This window comes from Bradyrhizobium sp. BRP22 (genome assembly GCF_020194175.1).
Classification (GTDB): Bacteria; Pseudomonadota; Alphaproteobacteria; order Rhizobiales; family Xanthobacteraceae; genus Bradyrhizobium.
Map to the genome: position 1 here is coordinate 101,644 of NZ_JADYVX010000008.1, position 19,868 is coordinate 121,511.

General features: G+C 62.4%; 8 protein-coding genes. 6 read left to right on the forward strand and 2 right to left on the reverse strand.

What is annotated here, in order from left to right:
• Positions 1 to 98 precede the first annotated feature (98 nt).
• Positions 99 to 11,843 carry a filamentous haemagglutinin family protein gene (locus I6F35_RS13330; protein ID WP_225118125.1) on the forward strand — a complete coding sequence of 3,915 codons (11,745 nt, stop codon included), beginning with the start codon at positions 99 to 101 and terminating at the stop codon, positions 11,841 to 11,843.
• A gap of 323 nt (positions 11,844 to 12,166) precedes the next feature.
• On the opposite strand, the gene I6F35_RS13335 is transcribed toward I6F35_RS13330, so the two are convergent.
• Positions 12,167 to 12,532 (reverse strand): PRC-barrel domain-containing protein, encoded by a 366-nt coding sequence (locus I6F35_RS13335; protein WP_225118126.1) that lies wholly within the window; start codon positions 12,530 to 12,532, stop codon positions 12,167 to 12,169.
• A gap of 370 nt (positions 12,533 to 12,902) precedes the next feature.
• On the opposite strand from I6F35_RS13335, the gene I6F35_RS13340 reads away from it, so the two are divergent.
• From I6F35_RS13340 to I6F35_RS13360, 5 genes are all read left to right on the forward strand, one after another.
• Positions 12,903 to 14,993, forward strand: coding sequence for an APC family permease (locus I6F35_RS13340; RefSeq protein ID WP_225118127.1), 2,091 nt, complete (start codon positions 12,903 to 12,905; stop codon positions 14,991 to 14,993).
• Positions 14,994 to 15,027: 34 nt separating this feature from the next.
• On the forward strand, positions 15,028 to 16,314 hold the full coding sequence (locus I6F35_RS13345) for a hypothetical protein (protein WP_225118128.1): 1,287 nt from the start codon (positions 15,028 to 15,030) through the stop codon (positions 16,312 to 16,314).
• A gap of 295 nt (positions 16,315 to 16,609) precedes the next feature.
• Positions 16,610 to 17,140: a hypothetical protein gene (locus tag I6F35_RS13350; protein ID WP_225118129.1), complete on the forward strand. Its 531-nt coding sequence runs from the start codon at positions 16,610 to 16,612 to the stop codon at positions 17,138 to 17,140.
• A 44-nt stretch (positions 17,141 to 17,184) separates the two neighbouring features.
• Entirely contained in the window at positions 17,185 to 17,652 is a 468-nt protein-coding gene (locus I6F35_RS13355) for a metallophosphoesterase family protein (RefSeq protein WP_225118130.1), read from the forward strand.
• 293 nt (positions 17,653 to 17,945) lie between these two features.
• The gene (locus I6F35_RS13360) at positions 17,946 to 18,560 is read left to right on the forward strand and encodes a hypothetical protein (protein WP_225118131.1); all 615 of its coding nucleotides are present in this window, start codon (positions 17,946 to 17,948) and stop codon (positions 18,558 to 18,560) included.
• Positions 18,561 to 18,794: 234 nt separating this feature from the next.
• On the opposite strand, the gene I6F35_RS13365 is transcribed toward I6F35_RS13360, so the two are convergent.
• Positions 18,795 to 19,859, reverse strand: a complete 1,065-nt coding sequence (locus tag I6F35_RS13365) for a UDP-glucuronic acid decarboxylase family protein (RefSeq protein WP_225118132.1) — start codon at positions 19,857 to 19,859, stop codon at positions 18,795 to 18,797.
• Positions 19,860 to 19,868 lie beyond the last annotated feature (9 nt).

Here is a 19,868-nt window from a genome sequence, read left to right on the forward strand (position 1 = left end):
TGCCTGTCGAGATCACGGCCTTTCGACTTCGTCACCGCCGAACCCGCGCTCATTCAGCACTGCTTGCCGGCGTCAGCGCCGCTGCTCTTCTCGGGGCCATGGCCGGAGCCGACGCCCGCCCGCTCGGCGGCTCGTCGCCGTCCGCGGCGGCGGCCGCGGCCGCGCAAGCGGCGTCGCAGGACGCGGCAAAGGCGGCGCAGCAGGCGAGCGATGCCCTGCAACGCGCCACACGGGCGATCCAGGCGATCCAGGCCGCCCAGAGTGCCGCGCGCAATTTCGCCTCGCAGACGCAAAGCGCAATCCCGAACGGGCTTGCCCCTGGTGGCCTGGTCGTCGCGCCGGGCGCCGGTACGTTGCCCGGCGTTTGGACCGGCGCGCAGTTGCCGACGCAGGCGCAGGTGAATGGCCGCACGCAGGTCGACATCAGGCAGACCCAGCAGAAGGCGATCCTCAACTGGACCACGTTCAATGTCGGGAAGGAGACCACGGTCAATTTCGATCAGCAGGGCAACAGCTCGTGGACGGCGCTCAACCGCGTGGTCGACCCGAGCGCGCGTCCCTCGCAGATCGCCGGGCAGATCAAGGCCGATGGACAAGTCTACATCATCAACCGCAACGGCATTGTCTTCGGCGGCACCTCGCAGGTGAATGTGGGCGCGCTGATCGCCGCGACCGCCAACGTCACCGATGACCAGTTCCTGAATCGCGGCGTCTACTCGCAGCAGGCCTCGGGCGTCTATCTGCCGAGCTTCACTGGCGCGACCGGATCGGTAACAGTCGAGGCCGGTGCCGAGCTGACCACGCGCGCGCCAGAATCGGTGACCGAAGGCGGCGGCTTCGTCATGCTGCTGGGCAGCAACGTCCAAAACGCAGGGTCGATCTCGACGCCGAAAGGGCAGGCGCTGCTCGCGGCCGGCAACGACTTCATCCTGCGGCCCGGCTACGGCACCGATGCCAATCAATTCTCCACCACCCGGGGCAGCGAGATAGCGCCGGTGATTTCCGGCAGCGGCACGGGCGGCAGCGTCATCAACGCGGGCCTGATCTTCAGCCAGCAGGGCGACATCACGCTGGCCGGGCGCATCATTGCACAAGACGGGACTCTGGTCTCGACCACCTCCGTCAATATGCGAGGCACTATTCATCTTCTGAATTCGGCGGCCGACGGAAATGGCAGCATCAGCTTCGGCGGTACCAGTGTCACCACTATCCTGCCGGAACTCGATAGTGACCAGACCGCGCTCAACAGCCAGCGCGATGCGTTGATCGCGGCATCGGCAACGCAGGACCGCCTCCGTGCGCAAGCGAATTTCGGGCAGTTCGACAACCTTGCCAAGCTGGCGGATCGACAGGACCAGTCGCGTGTCGAGATCGTCACCGGCGGCAACGTCTTCTTCAAGGGCGGCTCGGTCACGATGGCGCAGGGCGGGCAGGTTGCCGTTTCGGCGGGCCAGCGCATCGTCACCGAAACTGGCGCCACCATTGACGTCTCCGGTGTGCGCACCGCGCTGCTGCCGATGTCGGCGAACAACATCCAGGTGAATGTCCAGGGTAACGAGCTCCGTGACGCGCCCGTCAATCGTGACAGCGGCAAGCTGATGAATGCCAATGTGTGGATCGACCTGCGCGATCTGGTGCTGGTGCCGGCGGGAGCCGGCGGCTACGCGTCCGATCGGTACTACACGCCAGGCGGGCTGCTCGAAGTCTCGGGCTATCTCAACAACACCGCTCACACGATCGGGGAGTGGACCGCGCTTGGCGGGACCATCACGCTTTCTGCAGCGGAAGTGACGGCGCAGTCGGGCTCCATCTTCAACATCTCCGGCGGCGCCGTCACGTATCAAAGAGGCTATATCCGTACGACGAATTTCCATGGTGCCGACGGCGGAATCTACAGCATCGGCACCGCGCGCGCGGATATGCTGCTTGACGGCGTAGCGGGCGGCTTCACGCGGAAGCACGAGCGTTGGAACGTCACCGAGACCTGGACCAATCCGCTCGGTAGAGGCGGGGTCAGCGTCCGCTGGGAAGACGGCTACACGGTGGGGCGCGATGCCGGCAGCCTCGTTCTGTCGACGCCGACATCGATCTTCGCGGGCACAATTGTGGCCGATGTGGTCCACGGCCGACGCCAGACCGAGGCGCGTCCCGACGGCGTCACTGATGGCTACAAGTTTTCACAGAACACCGCGCCGTTGGCCGGGACACTCGCGCTCGGCCAGTATACGGCGCTTGGCCGCACAGGTGTCTACAACACGAACGTCCTGATCGCCGATCTGGCAGCCGTCTCGCCGCCGGCAGACCGCACGGACACCGCGTGGTTCGATGCCGAATACCTGAGCCGGCAGGGGCTCGGCGCCATCGATTTCGCGACCGGCGGCAAGATCACGATTGACGCGCACTTATCGGTTGCGGATGGCGGTTTGGTCGCGCTGACCGCGCCGATCGTGGACATCAAAGCCGATGTCACCGCCCGCAGTGGCGAGATTACAGCGACCAACCATTTTTCATCGCGCTTGCCTGTCGGTGGGACGCTGACGCAAGCGCTGACATCCGGCGGCACCTCGACCATCACCATTGCGCAGGGCGCGACGCTCGATACGCGCGGACTGTGGGTGAATGCGAGCAACGATCCAGCGAGCGAGGGCAAACAGGCTTTCATCGACGGCGGCGACGTTCACCTGGTGTCTTCGGGCGACGTGATCGTCGCCGCCAGCAGCCTGATCGACGTGTCGTCCGGCGGCGCTGTCCTGTCCAATGGCAAATCCAAGGGTGGACACGGCGGAAACGTCACGCTCCGAGCCGACACCGTCGTCACCGGCGTAGCGCCCAAGGTCGGCAGGCTCACGCTGGACGGCGACATTCGCGGCTACGGCGTCGAAGGAGGCGGGACGCTGACGCTGGGATCAGGCGCGTCCATCGTGCTCGGCGGCAAGGTGTTGGAGACGAATGGCGTACTGAGCGCCGGCGAGACGGCGCCGATCGATCTCAAGGCACTGGGGGAATTCCGCGTCCGCGCCGGCGAGATCCTGCCGGCCGACTATAGCCGCACCTTCACGGTGGCATCTCCCGGACAGCCGGTCGGCGCCGCTCCGTACATCACGACGCCTCTGACCCTTGCGGCTGATTGGACTCCTCCGCCCTCACTATCGCCAACGGTCAGCTACTCCATTTACGTCGTGGGTAGGGGGTATGTGGGTGTGAGTGCGCAAAGCCAGCCTGTGATCCGGGCTGGATCGACGATAAGCTTTATCAATGGCACGCAGTTCTTCCCGCTGGACTATATCGTGCCGGCCAACGTCTTTCCCAACGGGATGCCCATTGTTCCGACGACGGTGGTGGTGGGCGCCGGCAACCCCGCGCCTGTGGACGTAGTCTTTTCTGCCGGGACAATTATCCGTGCCGGTGCGGTCATGGGCAGATCGGTGGCAGTGGCTCCGATTCAGTATATCGAGCCGGACCTGCTGCAGACCGGGTTTTCCAAGTATGACATCCGTAGCAATACAGGTCTGCTCGTCGCGCCCAGCGCGCAACTCCATGTCAGGATGCCGGTCTATCGACTGTCATCGGCCAGCTTCAGTGCGCCGACCGGCACAGATCCATCGACTGCGATGGAGGTTTGGACACCACCCCTCTACCTTGATAACCCAGCCAAGGGCAGCTTCACGCAGCGCGATGGTGCCGACCTGTCCTTGACGTCGGCGGAAGGCATGGTGCTTGCCGCGGGTTCGGTGGTCAAGGTGGACGACGGCCATTCGGTCACGTTGAACGCGTTGCGGCAAACGACGATCGACAGCGCGATCACCGCAGCGGGCGGCACGATCACCATCGGCAGTGATTTCGGCTCAGCGGACTATCAACAGACCGGATTTGCCGGGGAGTCGATCTGGATCGGCGATCACGCGGTGCTCGATGTTGCCGCGCGGCCCGTCAGCGGTGTCGATACGCAAGGACGCCGCTACGGCATCGTCCGCGATGGCGGCTCGATCAATATCGGTATTGCGTCGCTCACGCGCGACAGCAAGGGTACGCTGCCGGCCACCCAGTCGCTTGTCATCATCCGTCCGGGCGCCGTGCTTGATGCGTCCGGCACGCACGCGGCGATCGATCTGTTGGGCGGCCGTGATGAGACTACGGTCTGGCAATCCGTCTATGCGGCAAGCAATGGCGGCTCGATCCTGATTGCCTCGCAGACCGGACTTTATATCGACGGCACGATGCGTGCGGCGTCTGGCGGCGTCGGCGCCGCCGGCGGTACGCTTACTCTCGCCCTTGAAACACCCTTGTACTTCAATGCCGCGACCGCGACCGGTCCGCGCATCTTCACGATCACCCAGGACCGCACTGCGAGTCCCTTGCCACCGGGTCTCCACTCGCGCGCCACGGATGCCGCGCTCGTCGACGGCAAAGCATATGTGAGTATGTCGCAAGTGGGCGAAGGCGGTTTCGACAGTCTCGCACTTTGGAGCCGGGATATTTTCCGCTTTGAAGGCAATGTCAGCCTGTCCACACGCCAGAGCCTCGCCTTTTATCGCGGCGAATTGTCGGTAGCGCCCTCGACTCCGGATGCGCGTGTTTCGCTGTCGGCTCCCTATGTCCTTCTGGACGGCGCGACAGACATTGAGATCCAGTCCGGCGTGGCGTATCCGGGGATCTCGGGCATCTGGCAGCCGTCGGATACCAACCGTGGCACGCTTACGGTGTCTGCCGATCTGATTGATATCCGCAATCGGGTCTTCTCCGGCGTCTTCGGAAAATATCAGACGGGTACATACCCGGCTCCGTTCATCGACCACACGATCGATGGTCCCGGATTTGATTCAATCGAACTCCTCGGCCGTGGCGATGTTCGCTTCGGCAGCGGAGCTCTTGGCAGCGGCGGGGATATCGCGATCGAGGCGGCGCAGCTCTATCCGACCACGGGTGCCACCGCCACCATCGCCGCCGGCATGACGAAGCATTTCCAGAGCATCGTCCGCAATTCGGAAGGCACTTTGACCATTCGTGGCAATGGCACCAAGCCGGCGCTTCCCCAATCTGTCTTTGGCGTGTTGGGCCTGATAGCGACGACAATCGACCAGGGCGGTATTGTGCGCGCGCCGCTGGGAAGCGTCGTGTTGGGCGATGTTGCGGCACTCTGCGCAGGATGTTTCAGTACCGATCCCTATACGACCCAGCCTGCCATTACCGTCACCCTGCGTAGCGGCAGCATCACCTCAACCAGCGCGGCCGGCCTCATCGTGCCGTATGGCGGAACCACCGATGGTCTGTCCTACAAACATAACGGGACCGATGTGGTTTTCGACGATCTCGGTTCAGTCGGCCCGGCAGGACAGCAGGTTCGGGGCCTCACGCTGAAAGGCAATCGCATCGTCGCCGAGCTTGGCTCGGTGCTCGACCTCTCCGGTGGCGGAGAACTCACCGGCGCGGGGTTCGTCAGCGGGCGAGGCGGCTCGGTAGATGTGCGCGAGACGCCGCTCGTCAATGCCAACCCCGCAAACTCGTATAGCAAGTCATCAAATCGCGTTTACGCCCTTGTCCCGAGTTATGCCGGTAGCTATGCGCCGCAAGCGCCCGACAACGGGGCGGGGGATCCGCTGGTCGGCCAGCAAATCACGCTAACGCAGCCGACCGGCAGTCTGCCGGCGGGCACGTATACACTGTTGCCGTCGACCTATGCCCTGCTTCCGGGCGCATACCGTGTCGAGATCGGCGCAGGCACCACCGCCACGTTTGGGACGGCAGCCTTGGGCAATGGTTCGTATGTGACCACCGCTACGCTCAGCATCGCCAATACTGCCTACCGCTCCGCCGTGCCACGCCAGATCGTTCTTACTCCGGCCAGCAGCGTGCGGACCTATTCTCACTACAACGAGACGAGCTACAGCGATTTCGTCATCGCCAATGCGGCGACGTTCGGTTTGGCGCGGCCGCGCCTGCCCATCGACGGCCAGGTTCTCAAGCTCGACCTCGGGGCCACCTCGGGTGATGTTCTGTCTTTCGACGGTACTGCGCTCTTTGATCCCGCTAAAGACGGCCATGCCGGCATTGTCGCTGTCGTTGGAACCGGCTCGATCGAGCTCAGGGCCGAGGGGGCTGCCGCAACGCCCGGCATGGCGTCGATCGACGCCGAGGATCTCTCGCGCTTCAATGGCGGCACGCTGCTGATCGGTGGCCAATATACCTATTATTCCGGCGCCGGGGATACGACCAGCCAGGGCGCGCGCACATTTTTCTCCGCCAGTGCGAACAATGTCTATGTCCGCCCCGGCGCGGTTCTGCAGGCCGGCCAGATCCTCATTCTGGCGAAGAACACCATCGAGGTCCAAGATGGCGCCGTGCTCGACACCACCCGCGGTAGCATCAATGTCCTCGACTCGAGCGACGGTTATATTTTCGCCAATTCGATCAACGGAAGCATTGCCGCGGCCAATGCCATTCTCTCCGTCGCCAATGGATGGCTGAATTTCCTGCCGCCGGTGACAAGCGCGACGGGTACGGTCACGATTGAAGATGGTGCAGCGCTTCGCACGCTCGGCACCATCGCGGTCTCGTCGAGCCGCGCACTCAATCTCGGCGCCGACGTCGCGCTCAATGCGCGCTATCTCACACTCAGCCTGCCGGAGATCAATGTTGGAACGGACGCGTCCCTTGCTGCCGCCAGCGCCGCTGGCGCGCTCGGTTCCGGCTGGCTATTGACTCAATCTACACTCGATCGGCTGCTCACACCCGGCGACTCGGCGCTTGCCAAGGTCGAGCGTCTGACGTTGACAGTCGGCTCCTCCCTCAATTTCTTCGGCGATGTAACACTCGACGCTCGCAGCCGGGACGGCGGCAACACCGTGCTGGTGCTCAATACGCCCGCCATTTATGGCTGGGGTGGCCAGACTGATGCCGCCACGCTTGCGGTCGACACGCTGATCTGGAACGGCGTGTCCTCCGGCGTGGGCACGTCCGCAAATCCGTTCGTCAGTTTGCCGCCGGGTGCGGTGCGGCCCGGTGGCCCGGGGACAGGCCATGGTACGCTCACGGTGGACGCGCGCGACATCATGTTCGGCTACGATCCCTATGCGCGCAACCAGAACGATACCGCACTCGACCGTCTTGCGTTCGGCTTCGCGACCGTCAACATGGCGGCCTCGAACCGCATCACCGCGAAGGACCGTGGCACACTCTCGGTCCACCACACCGGCACCAATGCGCAGACCTATGCCGGCGGTGATCTGAATATCGCAACGCCGCTGCTGACTGCGGAAGCCGGCGGATTCATGTCTTACACCGCAGGCGGCGTCATCGTGGCGCGCGTGCCGGGGGGCGGGGCCGCAAACACCGCGACCGTCAACGCTCTGGGCGGCGAGCTTCGCTTCGACGGTGGCGCAATCACGATCGACACCGCGGTTGCATTGCCGAGCGGCCGGCTGCAGCTCAGTGCTGCGGGCGATATTACGCTGGGCGGACGGGCGACGCTCGACCTGTCTGGCCGCGCCGTGACCTTCTTCGACGTGACCAAATACAGTTGGGGCGGCGATCTAGTGATGGAGAGCGCCGGGGGCGCAATCACACAGCATGCCGGGTCCGTCCTCGACGTATCCGCGGTTCGCAATCAGGCCGGCTCCATCGAGGCTGTCGCCTTGGGTGCGAATGGCGCGCTCGTCCTTGGCGGCACGTTCCGCGGGACCAGCACGGATGGCTACCAGTCCGGCGGCTTCGATGGCCGCGCCCATACTCTCGCTGACTTTTCAGGCTTGAACGCCACATTGAATGATGGTGGCTTCTTCGGCTCACGCAGTTTCGTCACCAAGGCTGGCAACCTCGTGATCGGCGATGAGGTGCGTGCCAGCGAGGTGAACATTTCCGTTGATGGTGGCAGTCTCACGGTCAACGGCCGGATCGACGCCAGCGGCAAGAAAGTCGGCATCATCCGTCTGGCCGCGCGCGCCGATCTGGTGCTTTCTTCCACGGCTGTTCTCGACGCGCACGGCTCCGTGATGCAGGTCGACGGCCACGGCGCGCCGATCGAAGCGTCGAACCGAGGTCATGTGGAGCTGACGTCTGCGCAAGGGGCGGTGCGGCTTGCGGCAGGCGCCACTATCGAGTTGCGTTCAGCCGATGCAGTGGCGCGCGGGCAGCTCGAAATCAACGCGCCGCGCCGCGGCGGGGCCGGCGGCACGGGTGCCGGCGCCAACGACATCGCGATCGACGCTGCCGGTCCGCTCAACATCCGGGGCGCCGCCAGCATCGCGGTCAATGGTTTCCGCCGCTACGAACTGGCCGACGGAGTCGTCAACCAGAGCCTGCTCGATGCCATCCACCGCGATAGCACCGCCTTTATCAATGCAGCCTCGGCCAACAATGCGTTGCTGCGCAGGCTGTCTGGCCTCACGGCCTATGGCGATGCCTTCCATTTGCGGCCCGGCGTCGAGCTGACGGCTACGGGCGACATCACCGTCATCGGCGATCTCGATCTCTCCGGCTATCGTTACGGTCCGAATGCTGATCCCGCGCGGCGAGGCTCGGGCGAGCCCGGCGTCGTGGTGATGCGCGCGGGCGGTAATCTCAATATCAACGGCAGCATCAGCGATGGTTTCGCGCCGCCGCTTGCGACACCCGACGATGGCCGCTTCCCCGGCGAGACGGTCACGCTCGTCGGCGGCCAACCGATCGTCCAGGACGTCGTTTTCACGACGCCGTATGACGAGTCCCTGGGCTGGAATGGCTTTATTTTCCCTGGAGCTAAGCCGGTCGTGGTCTCAGGCCAAATCCGCGATGATTTCTATGTCTACAATTCCGGTGATCCGATCTGGGATGGCGTGCTGTGGGGTACGGTTTACATCTCTGCCGGCACGATCTTGTCGGTTCCAGGTGACCCGAGCCAGGCGAACATTACCTATACGTCGGCCCGGCAGGGCAAGATGTGGGCGCTGGCGCCGATGCTGGCGCCGGGCTCGCTCTCCTGGTCGATGCGCTACGTGGCCGGCGCCGATCTTGGCGCTGCCGACACCCGTGCGGTCCAGTCGATGCTCTCTGCCGGCAACCTCGCGCTCAAGGATCCCCACGGCACCGGGATTGACGGCGCTCAGGAAGCACCGAGCGTATTGCGCACCGGTACCGGCTATCTCGAACTGCTGGCCGCCGGCGACTACCGTCAGGAATCGCTGTTCGGCGTCTATACGGCCGGCACCGCTGTCGCCGGACTGGCACGCGAGACCCGCAGCGACGGTACCGTGCTCGGCTCGGGCTATGCGGCCTACGAGGCAGCGCTAAACCCAACCGGGATCTACTTCACCGAGCATGGCGGCGACGTGTTGCTGACAGCGAGAGGAGGGCTCAGCGGTCGTGTGGTCTTGAACCAGTACAGTTGGAACGATCTTGTGCTGTCCTCCGACGTCGAAAACTGGTCGTGGAGCCAGCACGGAAGCTCGGGCATCAATTTCGGGACTTACGATATCGGCTCCGAGACGCTCGTGATGCGCGCTTTTGCTGGTATCGGCGCGCTCGGCGGCGGCAATGTGGTCTTGCGTGCCGGTGGAGACGCGGGAGAGACCAGCATCGGCGATGCGTTCGTCATGAGCTCGACAGGGCTGTCGGCGGCGATCGGCAGCAGCGCGCGCGTCGACCCCAGTGGAGCGGTCGTCCGCAGCGGTGGCGGCACATTGACGGTGGACATCGCCGGCCGCCTCAATCCGGGAATGAATCTGAGCTTCGACGAGAGATTGTATGGTGACCTCACCAACCTTCGCGGTGATATCGATTTGCGCGCCGGCAAAGTCGGCACCGTCGTTGCGGCATCCCATGGCATCCCCGAATCCGGCTTCCCCTTGCCGCGGTCTGGCGATCCGCGTCCGATCGACCCGCTCGCGTCTTACAAGTCGGCCATGTATGGCAGGTTGACTTTCAACCTCGGCGACGGTTCGGTCACGGCCAGCAGCCGGATCGATCTCGTCGCCGATGTTTTTGCTGTCCGGGATCTCTGGACGGATGCGACGCGCGCAACGCTGCTTTCGGCGGGTGGTGACATCAACCCGGCTGGGCAGAATCCTTCCTCGAAGGAGGTCGTTCCCTCGCTCTCCGTGATAGCGGCAGGTGGCAGCATCCTGCTTTCCGGCACGATCGATCTCTTGCCCTCGCCGGCTGGGCAATTGGAATTCCTTGCCTGGAATTCCATCAATGGCCAGGGTGACAAATACGTCCAGGTCCCGGGTTACGTCGGCATGAGAGTCGGGACACCGTTCAGCAATCTGCATGTCGACGACCCGGAGCCGATGCGCTTCTACGCCGTCACGGGCGACATCGCCAATTTCCAATCCGGCCACAGCGAGACGCAAGCGGGTCAGACTACCTATCACGTCGCCGGCAAGCAAACCTGGTTGCGCGCCGGGCGTGACATCTTCAACACCGGTGGAGTGATCCTGAACAACCGTGACATTGACGTGTCGATCGTGTCGGCCGGCCGCGACATTATTTTCGCCAACTATCAGATCGCTGGGCCCGGCACGCTGCTCGTCTCCGCCGGGCACAACGTCTATCAGGCTGACTATGGTTCGCTGACAAGCATCGGACCTCTGGTGCCGGGAGATCTGCGGCCTGGCGCCGGGATCGTCGTGCAGGCCGGCGTCGGCGGCGCCGGGCCGGACTACGCTGCGCTTGCTGCGCACTATCTGAACCCAGCCAACCTGGCGCAAAGCGGATTGCCGCTCGCCGACCAGCCCGGCAAAGTGGCCAAGGTCTACACAGCCGAGCTTGCAGCGTGGCTCTCGGAGTATTACGGCTTCTTGGGAACGACCGAGGAGGCACTGGCCTTCTTCGCGACACTCACCGCCGATCAGCAAAACATCTTTCTGCGCCAGATCTACTTCGCCGAGTTGCGTGAGGGCGGACGTGAATACAACGATCAATCGAGCACGCGCCACGGTTCCTACCTGCGCGGCCGCCAGATGATCGCGACCCTGTTTCCCGAAAGGGACGAGAGCGGCAGGCCCATCGACCGGGCGGGCGATATCATCATGTTCGGTGGCTCCGGCGCGCGAACGAATTTCGGTGGCGATATCCAGCTGGTCGCGCCGGCCGGGCAGGTCATCATTGGCGTGGAGGGCCAGATGCCGCCGGCAGCCGCCGGGGTGATGACCCAGGGCTCCGGCGATATCCAGATCTACACGAAAGGCAGCATCCTGCTCGGCCTCTCGCGCATCATGACGACCTTCGGCGGCGATATCCTTGCCTGGTCTGCCGAAGGCGACATCAACGCCGGTCGTGGTGCCAAGACCACCGTGCTGTACACCCCAGCGCGGCGCGTCTACGACAAGTACGGTCGTGTGGCGCTCTCACCGGTGGCGCCGAGCTCAGGCGCCGGCATTGCCACGCTGAACCCGATCCCTGAGGTACGGCCAGGCGACATCGATCTGATTGCGCCATTGGGCACGATTGACGCTGGCGAGGCGGGTATTCGCGTCTCGGGCAACGTCAACCTTGCCGCGCTGCAGATCATCAATGCCGGCAATATTCAGGTGCAGGGCTCCGCGACCGGCATTCCGACAGTGCAGGCGCCGAACGTCAGCGGCGCATTGAGTGCGTCCAACACCGCTGGCGCGGCGGCGCAACAGGCCAAGACGCCTCAACAGGGATCTACTGAGGCGCAGCCGTCGCTCATCATGGTCGAATTCCTCGGCTTCGGCGGCGGCGATGATGGGAGCAATCCTGAAGAATGGCGGCGCCCGCAGAACGAAGACCGCCACAGCCAGATTCAGGATCCGCAAAGTCGCTATCAGATCGTCGGCGCGGGCAATCTGACGGAAGAGCAATTTCGTGAACTGGTAGACGAGAGACGCAAACGGATTGGACGCTGAGATGGAGGCCTAGACCTCGCCGAGCGTTCTTCGTTGAGGGTGCCGCTCATGGCGGCATCCTCGGCCAGTCGCCGTAAGGCTGCGCCATTGGATCATCATCGTCCCGCACTTTGGCACGAAGAAATACGATAGCGACCAGCGCTGCGATGAAGAGGCATAGCCCCAGAGGCGTCCTAAAACTCAGCCTCATGTCCTCCTCCCCGCGGCACAACACCGCACGAACGCATATGGTCGCTCTCGAACCAACCGACAGTCCGTTGTCGACTCTTCAAGCCAGCCGTGCCCTTGAGGCTCTGCCGTTGGAACGTCCTGATTTCCAGGGTTCACGGAGCCGGGATGCGGCCGTAATAGTCATCGATCGATCGTGCGACCGAGGGGTTTGACCAATTCCAGCTGCTCTCGCTGCTGTACTTAGGTGCGCCTCTCAATTGGTCTTCAGTTATGCCCGTGACGTAACCGCCAAGGCCGGTGTCATACTTAAGCGATTGCCATGGAAGCGGGTAGTGATCGTCTCCAATTCCGAGAAAGCCTCCAAACCCCAGCACCGCATAAGCCACATGGCCGCTGATCTTGTCGATCATCACCCGTTCGATCGAGCCAATGCGCTGGTTCTCGGCGCCATAGACGGCGGTTCCTTCGACCTTGTCGCTACCGATTAGATCTCGTGTCTCGCGTTCTTCGTATGCCATGCGACTCTCCTCTCATAATGGGAGCTCAACACACCAGCGTTTCGCCCGTTCCTGGGAGTATCCGCGCGGCTGGTCAATGGCGCTGGGCTTGAAGAAGATCGCGACGAAAGGTGATCCGGATATCCCCCGTCTCGATGCGGTTTTTGCCGCGCAACTCCGGCGCGGATCGATCTTCCACCCATTAGGAACTAACGGAATTTACAAGCCTTGGTTTTGAAGCGCCCGAGCATGCGGATACGGCGGGCCGCGGGCCTACCGTTGATTGCGGCTGCTTCCTCGGAAGTGGGTAGGCTGAAGAATGGTGATGTGATGTATCTTGTTGGCCGGGGTCGTGAGTGTGAGAGCGTTTGATCTTCTTCTCGGACGACGCTTGGCCAACCGGGAGTTGAAGGAGCGTAAGATCGGGGCCCTTGAGGGCCTTCCCGCAATGGGGCTCGATGGTCTTGGCTCCTCTGCCTACGGTCCTGAAGCAGCCCTTACAATCCTCATTCCGCTTGGCGCAGCCGCGACGTCCTTTGTCGGCTGGGTCATGGCGCCGATCGTCGTGCTCCTTGCGATCTTGTTTGCCTCGTACTGGCAAACCATCCGGGCCTACCCGAACAACGGTGGTGCGTATGTCGTTGCCAAGGACAACCTTGGCACCAATCCTAGTCTGCTCGCCGCGGCGGCTCTGATGGTCGACTACGTCTTGAACGTTGCCGTCGGCATCGCCGCGGGAGTTGGCGCTCTGGTTTCGGCGGTGCCGACCTTGCACGCCTACATTCTCCCATTGTGTCTCGGTATTCTTGCGCTCGTGACGATAGTGAACCTCCGCGGCACGCTCGATGCTGGCCGGATGTTTGCCTTGCCGACTTATCTGTTCGTGGTCAGCTTCGGCATCATTCTCGCTGTCGGAGTGTACAAAGTCATGACCTCCGGCGGATCGCCGCAGCCGGCTGTCCCGCCGCCCCCAATGGGAGAAGCAATCGAAACCGCGAGTCTCTGGTTGCTGCTGCGCGCCTTCGCAAGCGGCTGCACGGCGATGACGGGAGTGGAGGCTGTGTCCAACGGCATGACCGCTTTTCATGAGCCGACCATTAAATACGGCCACCGTACATTGACGGCCATTGTCGTCATTCTCGGCACGCTGCTGATCGGCATCGCGTTTCTCGCTCGCGCCTATGGCATCGGCGCTATGGATCAGGAGCGGGAAGGCTATCGCAGTGTTCTGTCCCAGCTTGCGGCCGCCATCGTGGGAAACGGCGCCCTCTATTATGTCGCGATCGGTTCACTGCTGTGCGTCCTGGCTCTTTCAGCCAATACGAGCTTCGTGGATTTCCCGCGCCTTTGCCGCGTAGTCGCCCAGGACGGCTTTCTGCCCAAATCCTTCGCAGTTGCGGGCCGGCGACTGGTCTTCGACGTAGGCATCCTGTATCTGGCGTTCACATCCGGACTTCTCCTGACGGTCTTTGGTGGCATAACCGACCGGCTCATCCCGCTGTTTGCGATCGGTGCATTTCTCACCTTCACCATCTCGCAAACCGGCATGGTATGGCATTGGCGCCGAGCCGTTGCCGCGGCGGAAGCACCCAAGAAGGAATTGAAAGCCCATCTCGCGATCAATGCGGTCGGCGCGATCACGACAGGTACTGCTCTCATCGTGATCATCGCCGCCAAGTTCGCGGAGGGAGCTTGGATCACCATTTTGGTGCTTCCGCTCGTCATCGTTCTGCTCAAAGCGATACGCGCCTACTACGACGAGCTTGCCAACCAGCTCCGCGATCCCGCTCCTCTAAATCTCAGCGGATTGACACCGCCTATTGTCGTTGTTGCGTTCGAGAGCTGGAACAGGCTGAGCGACAACGCTTTGAAGTTTGCGCTGAGCATCTCGCCCGAAGTCGTCGCCGTTCATCTCTTACAGCTATCAGGTCCAGATGCTGCGGATGAACAGCGAAATCTCCGCGACCAATGGCGAAAGGATGTCGAGGTGCCGGCACTGCAAGCAGGACTCCTGCCTCCACGTCTTATCGTTCTTCAAGCACAGTACCGCACGATTCAGCAACCAATGTTGAGGGTGATTGACGACATCAGAGATGAGTTTCGCGGCAGGCGACTCGCAGTGCTGATCCCAGAAGTGATTAAGCGGCGTTGGTACCAACACCTGCTGCATACGCATCGCGCCCTCCGGTTGCGCTCTCGACTCATCGGACTCGGGCGGCCCGATGTGACCGTGATCAACCTCCCGTGGCGCTTGGACGTGGATAATGAGTTCGGCAACGAGCCAATCGGCGTTCCTGATTCGGACGGAAAGGCAAAGACCGACTCAGAAGCCAGGTTCGACCCAACCTGCGTGAGTCGGGTAGCATCCGACAAGGAAAGTCGAGGAATTCCTGGGCCTCCTGGAACTAAGTCGATTTCCGCTGCTGATGCGCGAATGGTTATCGAGACTCGCGCTGGGCTCTTCGGAGGACCCAATTGTTAGCGGCTACGTTAGTCCTGGACCAGTGAGGACATCGGTGGAAGCGCTCGAAACATATCTCGACAGGAAGCACGAGGAACTCAGGTTGCTGAATGGATCGCTCAGCACGCCGCTGCCCCTGCGGTATCCGTCCTCGCCGGCCGAGGTGATCGAGCAAAAATTCCAACTTGCCGCTGCCCTGAAGGCCGAACATGCGCTGCACGATTGGGCGCTTACCGAAACGGCGTGGGCACACTCGGGCCGGCTGCGAGCTGGGCCGTTTGAGTTTGACTATGACTATCAGCGGGCGGACCTCGCGGTCCGGGGTCCATCCTTCTACCAGTTCGTTGCTTCGGAAGACGACGAGACCATCTATACGGCCTCCGGAATGGCAGCCATATCGGCGCTGCTGCTGGCCACCAGGCCTTTGTTGCCCGACGCGGATATCCTGACGCTGCCAGGCACTTACGGAGAAACCGTCGAGCTGGTCGAAAGTCATGCCCGCCATCTGCGCCTGATCACGTTGAAATCATCACCCGACGAAGTCGAACCTTCCGCTGAAAGACCACGCATTTTTCTGTTCGATTCCTGCACGTCCGCTGCCGCATTCGAGGCGACCTTGCATTGCGAAAAGCCGCAGCTCGATCTGACAGTCTTCGATACGACTTGCTTCTCCAACGGCTCTGGTCGGATCCGCCGGGTTCTGAGTTGGGCACGCCGTTGGAGAATCCCCATCGTTCTGGTGCGCAGCCATACCAAACTGGATTCTCTCGGCGTGGAGTATGGCCGGCTCGGCTCCGCTGTTTTTGTTCGTTGCGAAAAGAAGGCCGAAGCCTCAAAGCGGCAATTGCTCCGCGAATTGGTCGATGGGACACGCAATGCTGTCCGACTTCTGGGGAGTGCTGCTGTGCCGGCGCATTTCCCGCCTTATGTAGGGACGACGGCCTACAGACAGTTGACCGATAGACGCGTTGCCGCGATGTTGCGTAACAGCCGACGTACGGCGCGTTACTTTGCGTCAGCGCTTCCCGGCTCGTCAGCGGAGCTGCATTTCGCGCACGGGCTTTATGTCACGTTGGCACCATCCACGAGGCTGGACGAGAAGCAGACGAGGAGTCTCGCGGCGGAGCTCTGCCACGATCTGAGCAAGACCGGGCTGCCCCTACGTCATGCCGGAAGCTTCGGTTTCGATTTCGGAGCAGCAGAGTGGTTCAACGACAGACCGCGGGACCGGTATGTGCTCAGAATTGCAGTCCCAGACCTGCCGACATCCCTCTGGGACAAAGTCTCTCAAGCCGTAGTCGAATGGTGGTCAGTTCATCAGAGCAAGTCGCTGACCAAGTAGGCCTCGTTTGAAGCGCGAGCCAGATCTGCTCTCGCAGACCAGTCGTCAAGCGATTGCGTTCTTCTCAGCTATCGATTCGTGCACCGCTCGGCGGCCGCCTCAGTCAGGCAAGGGTTCCGTGCCGGGCCCGCAGGTCATAGCCGCGGCGCGCATCAGGGAACGCTCGGGCGCGAGCCCGTGGAATTAGGAACAAGAATGACGTGTCCACGTTATGATCGGTTCTCTACCGGATTCTAAGCGCGCATAGCGAGTTTCCTGGGTTGAGTTTAGGCACCTATCACGCAGGTCAAAAACAGTGCCCGTCGGAAAATCGATCGAGCGATTTCGCGGTTATCCAGAGTCCTACCCTCCGATCACGGTCGCCGAAATTCCGCGTCCCTTGTGGCAGCAGGCTTTGATCGATTGGGACGACGAGGATCCACCGCCACTGCCGCGGCATTTCGATGACGATGTCACGCCGCCGACGCCAAGCCGACGCTGGCTATTGACTACGATTACCGCCATGCTGTTTGGTGCGCTCGTGCTCGGCACATCGCTTGCCTGGCTCTGGGCGCTGCCCTGGACGGTTTGGAACGAGATTGCCGATGCCCAGCGCAAGAGAGCTGGCGGCGCATCGGGCTCTCAGATCGGAGAGGCCGACCTCGGCAGCCGCATCGACATTGCCGTGGCCTCTCTCCCGGAGAATCCGAATGCGAGCGAGGAGAAGAGGGCGCTGATCAGGTTTGTGCGGCCGGAGCTACGGCCGGTGTCTTCGAATGAACCGTCTCCGCCGAGAGCACCAGCGGGTGTCGTTTCCAAGCCAGAGGGCGCTCTTTCTCAGCGGTGAACGCGCTTGAAGGACCAGGTACCGCACCAAGGGACACTGACGTATTGCTCAGGATTGGAGTCATCTCCGATACCCACAGCCTGCTGCGTCCCGAGGTTGAGCCATGCCTCGCCGGCGTCGCGCATATCATCCATGCCGGCGACATCGGTCGCCCCGACGTGATCACCCGGCTGCGCCGGATTGCGCCGGTAACGGCGATCAGAGGGAACATCGATACCGGCGACTGGGCGGAGCACTATCCCGACACCCAGACGGTAAGGCTCGGCGGGCGGTCCATATACATCCTGCACGACCTGCAGGAACTACGGCTCGATCCTGGTTTGTGCGGAATTGACGTGGTCGTTTCCGGCCACTCGCATCGACCGCGGATCGCGACCATTGACGGGGTGCTTTATCTCAATCCCGGAAGCGCTGGGCCCCGCCGCTTTAAGCTGCCTGTTACTCTGGCCATTCTTGAACTGACCGCAAGCGGCCTTCGGCCGGTGATTCACCGTCTCGGTCATGTGGACTGATCGCCGGCGCGGCTTCTTTTCGGGTATGAACATTCCCGGAGCGTAGCGCTTCGGTCTCGCGGCTTGCCTACCGCCAGAATAGTGCAAGCAGCAGGATGACCGGAAGAGGAATACCCAGCAACCAAAGCAAAGCGCCTCTGCCAAATGTCATTGTCGTCTCCTCCAACGAGGGGCCTCTCCTCCAACAAGCCCGCATGTTCAAACCCGTGAGGACCATCCGGAGTTCCTAGGAACAGGAACGTACGTTTGAATAGAACGTTGGAACCAAAATCAGTTTCATGGAGGAGCTTGCCATGGTCTCGCGCACATTATCCAACGCTTTCTTTGCCTGGACGTGGTCGGCCGTACTTGCCGGCGTCTTTGCTTCGCTGGTTGTCCAAATCTTGTTGACCATGCTCGGTTTTGGCATCGGTCTGCTCGCGATCGATGTCTCAACCGCCACGGCCGCGCCTGCTGGTGCAGGCTGGGCGGCGTTCGTGTGGTGGGCGGTATCGGGCATTATAGCCGCGTTCATCGGTGGCGCGGTGGCGGCAGCCAATTCGCCGGATCAGACGGGTCTCGGGCGGGTCGGTCACGCCCTGGGTGCGTGGGCGGTGGCAACCGTGGTCGTAGTCGCGGCGGCCGCCCTGATGCCGGCCTCCGCGACCAGTATCGCCAGCAACTTGGTCGGTCCGACATATGCTGCCAGTGCGCGCGTGGCTGCCTTGTCGAATGTCCCAGGACGCGAAACGGTCGGCTCGACCGCCCGGTCCGCGACACAGGCTCAAATCGACGAAGCGCGCAAACACTTCGCTTATGCGATGTTTGCAAGTTTCTGCGCACTTCTGCTCGGAGCTGGAGCGGCGTACGCTGCAGGGATGGCGACTACCGGCCGCGCTGTCGCAGAGACGGCACGTCCTGTGACCTGACGTAGATCAAGGTGGTGCCCAGCTCCGAACCGAAGAGCGCGGGTAGATGCTTGCCCATTTGGGAAGGCTGACCTTTGTTCTCCTGCCGTGTGCGCATGCGTGCGTTCGCGCGCCGAGCGGCTTGCCTGAACCATCGGTGCTGTCTCGTGCGTTGAGCGGTGCGCTTACCAGTATGACGTGGCCGACATCCACATCGAGCCACCTCGCGTCCACCTGTTCAAGCTGGCGTCGGCGTCACTGCTGGGTGGCGATGGTCAATCGAGCGCGCGCTGCACGTGATGTGCTCCGGGAGGCGCTCGCCGGCACCAGTACTGGCATCGCCGTCGCAACACGCAACGCGAAATAGGCGATGGTTGCCTGCAGGCCTTCTTTCAGCGCGATACGCGGACGCCAGCCTAGCGACCGTTCGGCAGTGTCGATCACCGGCTTGCGCCGTTTGGGGTCATCCTTCGGCAGCGGCTCGAAACGCAGCGGCGAGGCGGAATTGGTATAGGCCAGAACTTCGCGTGCCACCGACTCGATGGTGATTTCCTGCGGGTTGCCGAGATTGCAAGGCCCGCTGATGGAGGGCGAGCTCTCCATCAGTAGTTCGAGCCCGCGAATGAGATCGTCGACAAAGCAGAAGCTTCGTGTCTGCGTTCCCCTTCCATAGATCGTGATCGGTTCGCCGCGCAGGGCCTGCACGATGAAATTCGACACCACGCGGCCGTCGTTCTCCAACATGCGCGGCCCATAGGTGTTGAAGATGCGCGCCACTTTCACCTCGACGCCGTGGATTCGTTGATAATCGAACATCAACGTTTCCGCAGCACGCTTTCCCTCATCATAGCAGGCGCGCGGACCGATGGTGTTGACATGGCCGACATAGGATTCGGGTTGCGGGTGCACCTCGGGATCGCCATAGACCTCGCTGGTCGAGGCCTGCAGGACCCGGGCCGATTTCTTCCGCGCGAGTTCCAGCAGGTTCATGGTGCCGACGACGCAGGTCTTCATCGTACCGATCGGATCCGCCTGATAGTGACGCGGTGAAGCCGGGCAGGCAAGGCTGTAGATCTGATCGACGTCGTCATTGATGCTAAGCGGATCGCGCACGTCACATTCGACAAATCGAAAGTTCGGATGATTGAGCAATGGGCGGATATTGTCGACCGTACCGGTGAAGAGATTGTCGACGCAGATCACACTCGCGCCTCGCTGAAGCAGTGAATCGCAGAGATGCGAACCGATGAAGCCGGCGCCCCCGGCGACCAGCACGGTTTTGGTGCAGCGGGAAGACCGAAGGCGGACCTGAAACGTCATGGCATCTCC

Coding starts and splice junctions, on each gene's coding strand:
- I6F35_RS13330 (WP_225118125.1), top strand. CDS start 99: ATGGCCGGAGCCGACGCCCGCCCGCTCGGCGGCTCGTCGCCGTCCGCG.
- I6F35_RS13360 (WP_225118131.1), top strand. CDS start 17,946: ATGGTCTCGCGCACATTATCCAACGCTTTCTTTGCCTGGACGTGGTCG.
- I6F35_RS13335 (WP_225118126.1), bottom strand. CDS start 12,532: ATGGCATACGAAGAACGCGAGACACGAGATCTAATCGGTAGCGACAAG.
- I6F35_RS13365 (WP_225118132.1), bottom strand. CDS start 19,859: ATGACGTTTCAGGTCCGCCTTCGGTCTTCCCGCTGCACCAAAACCGTG.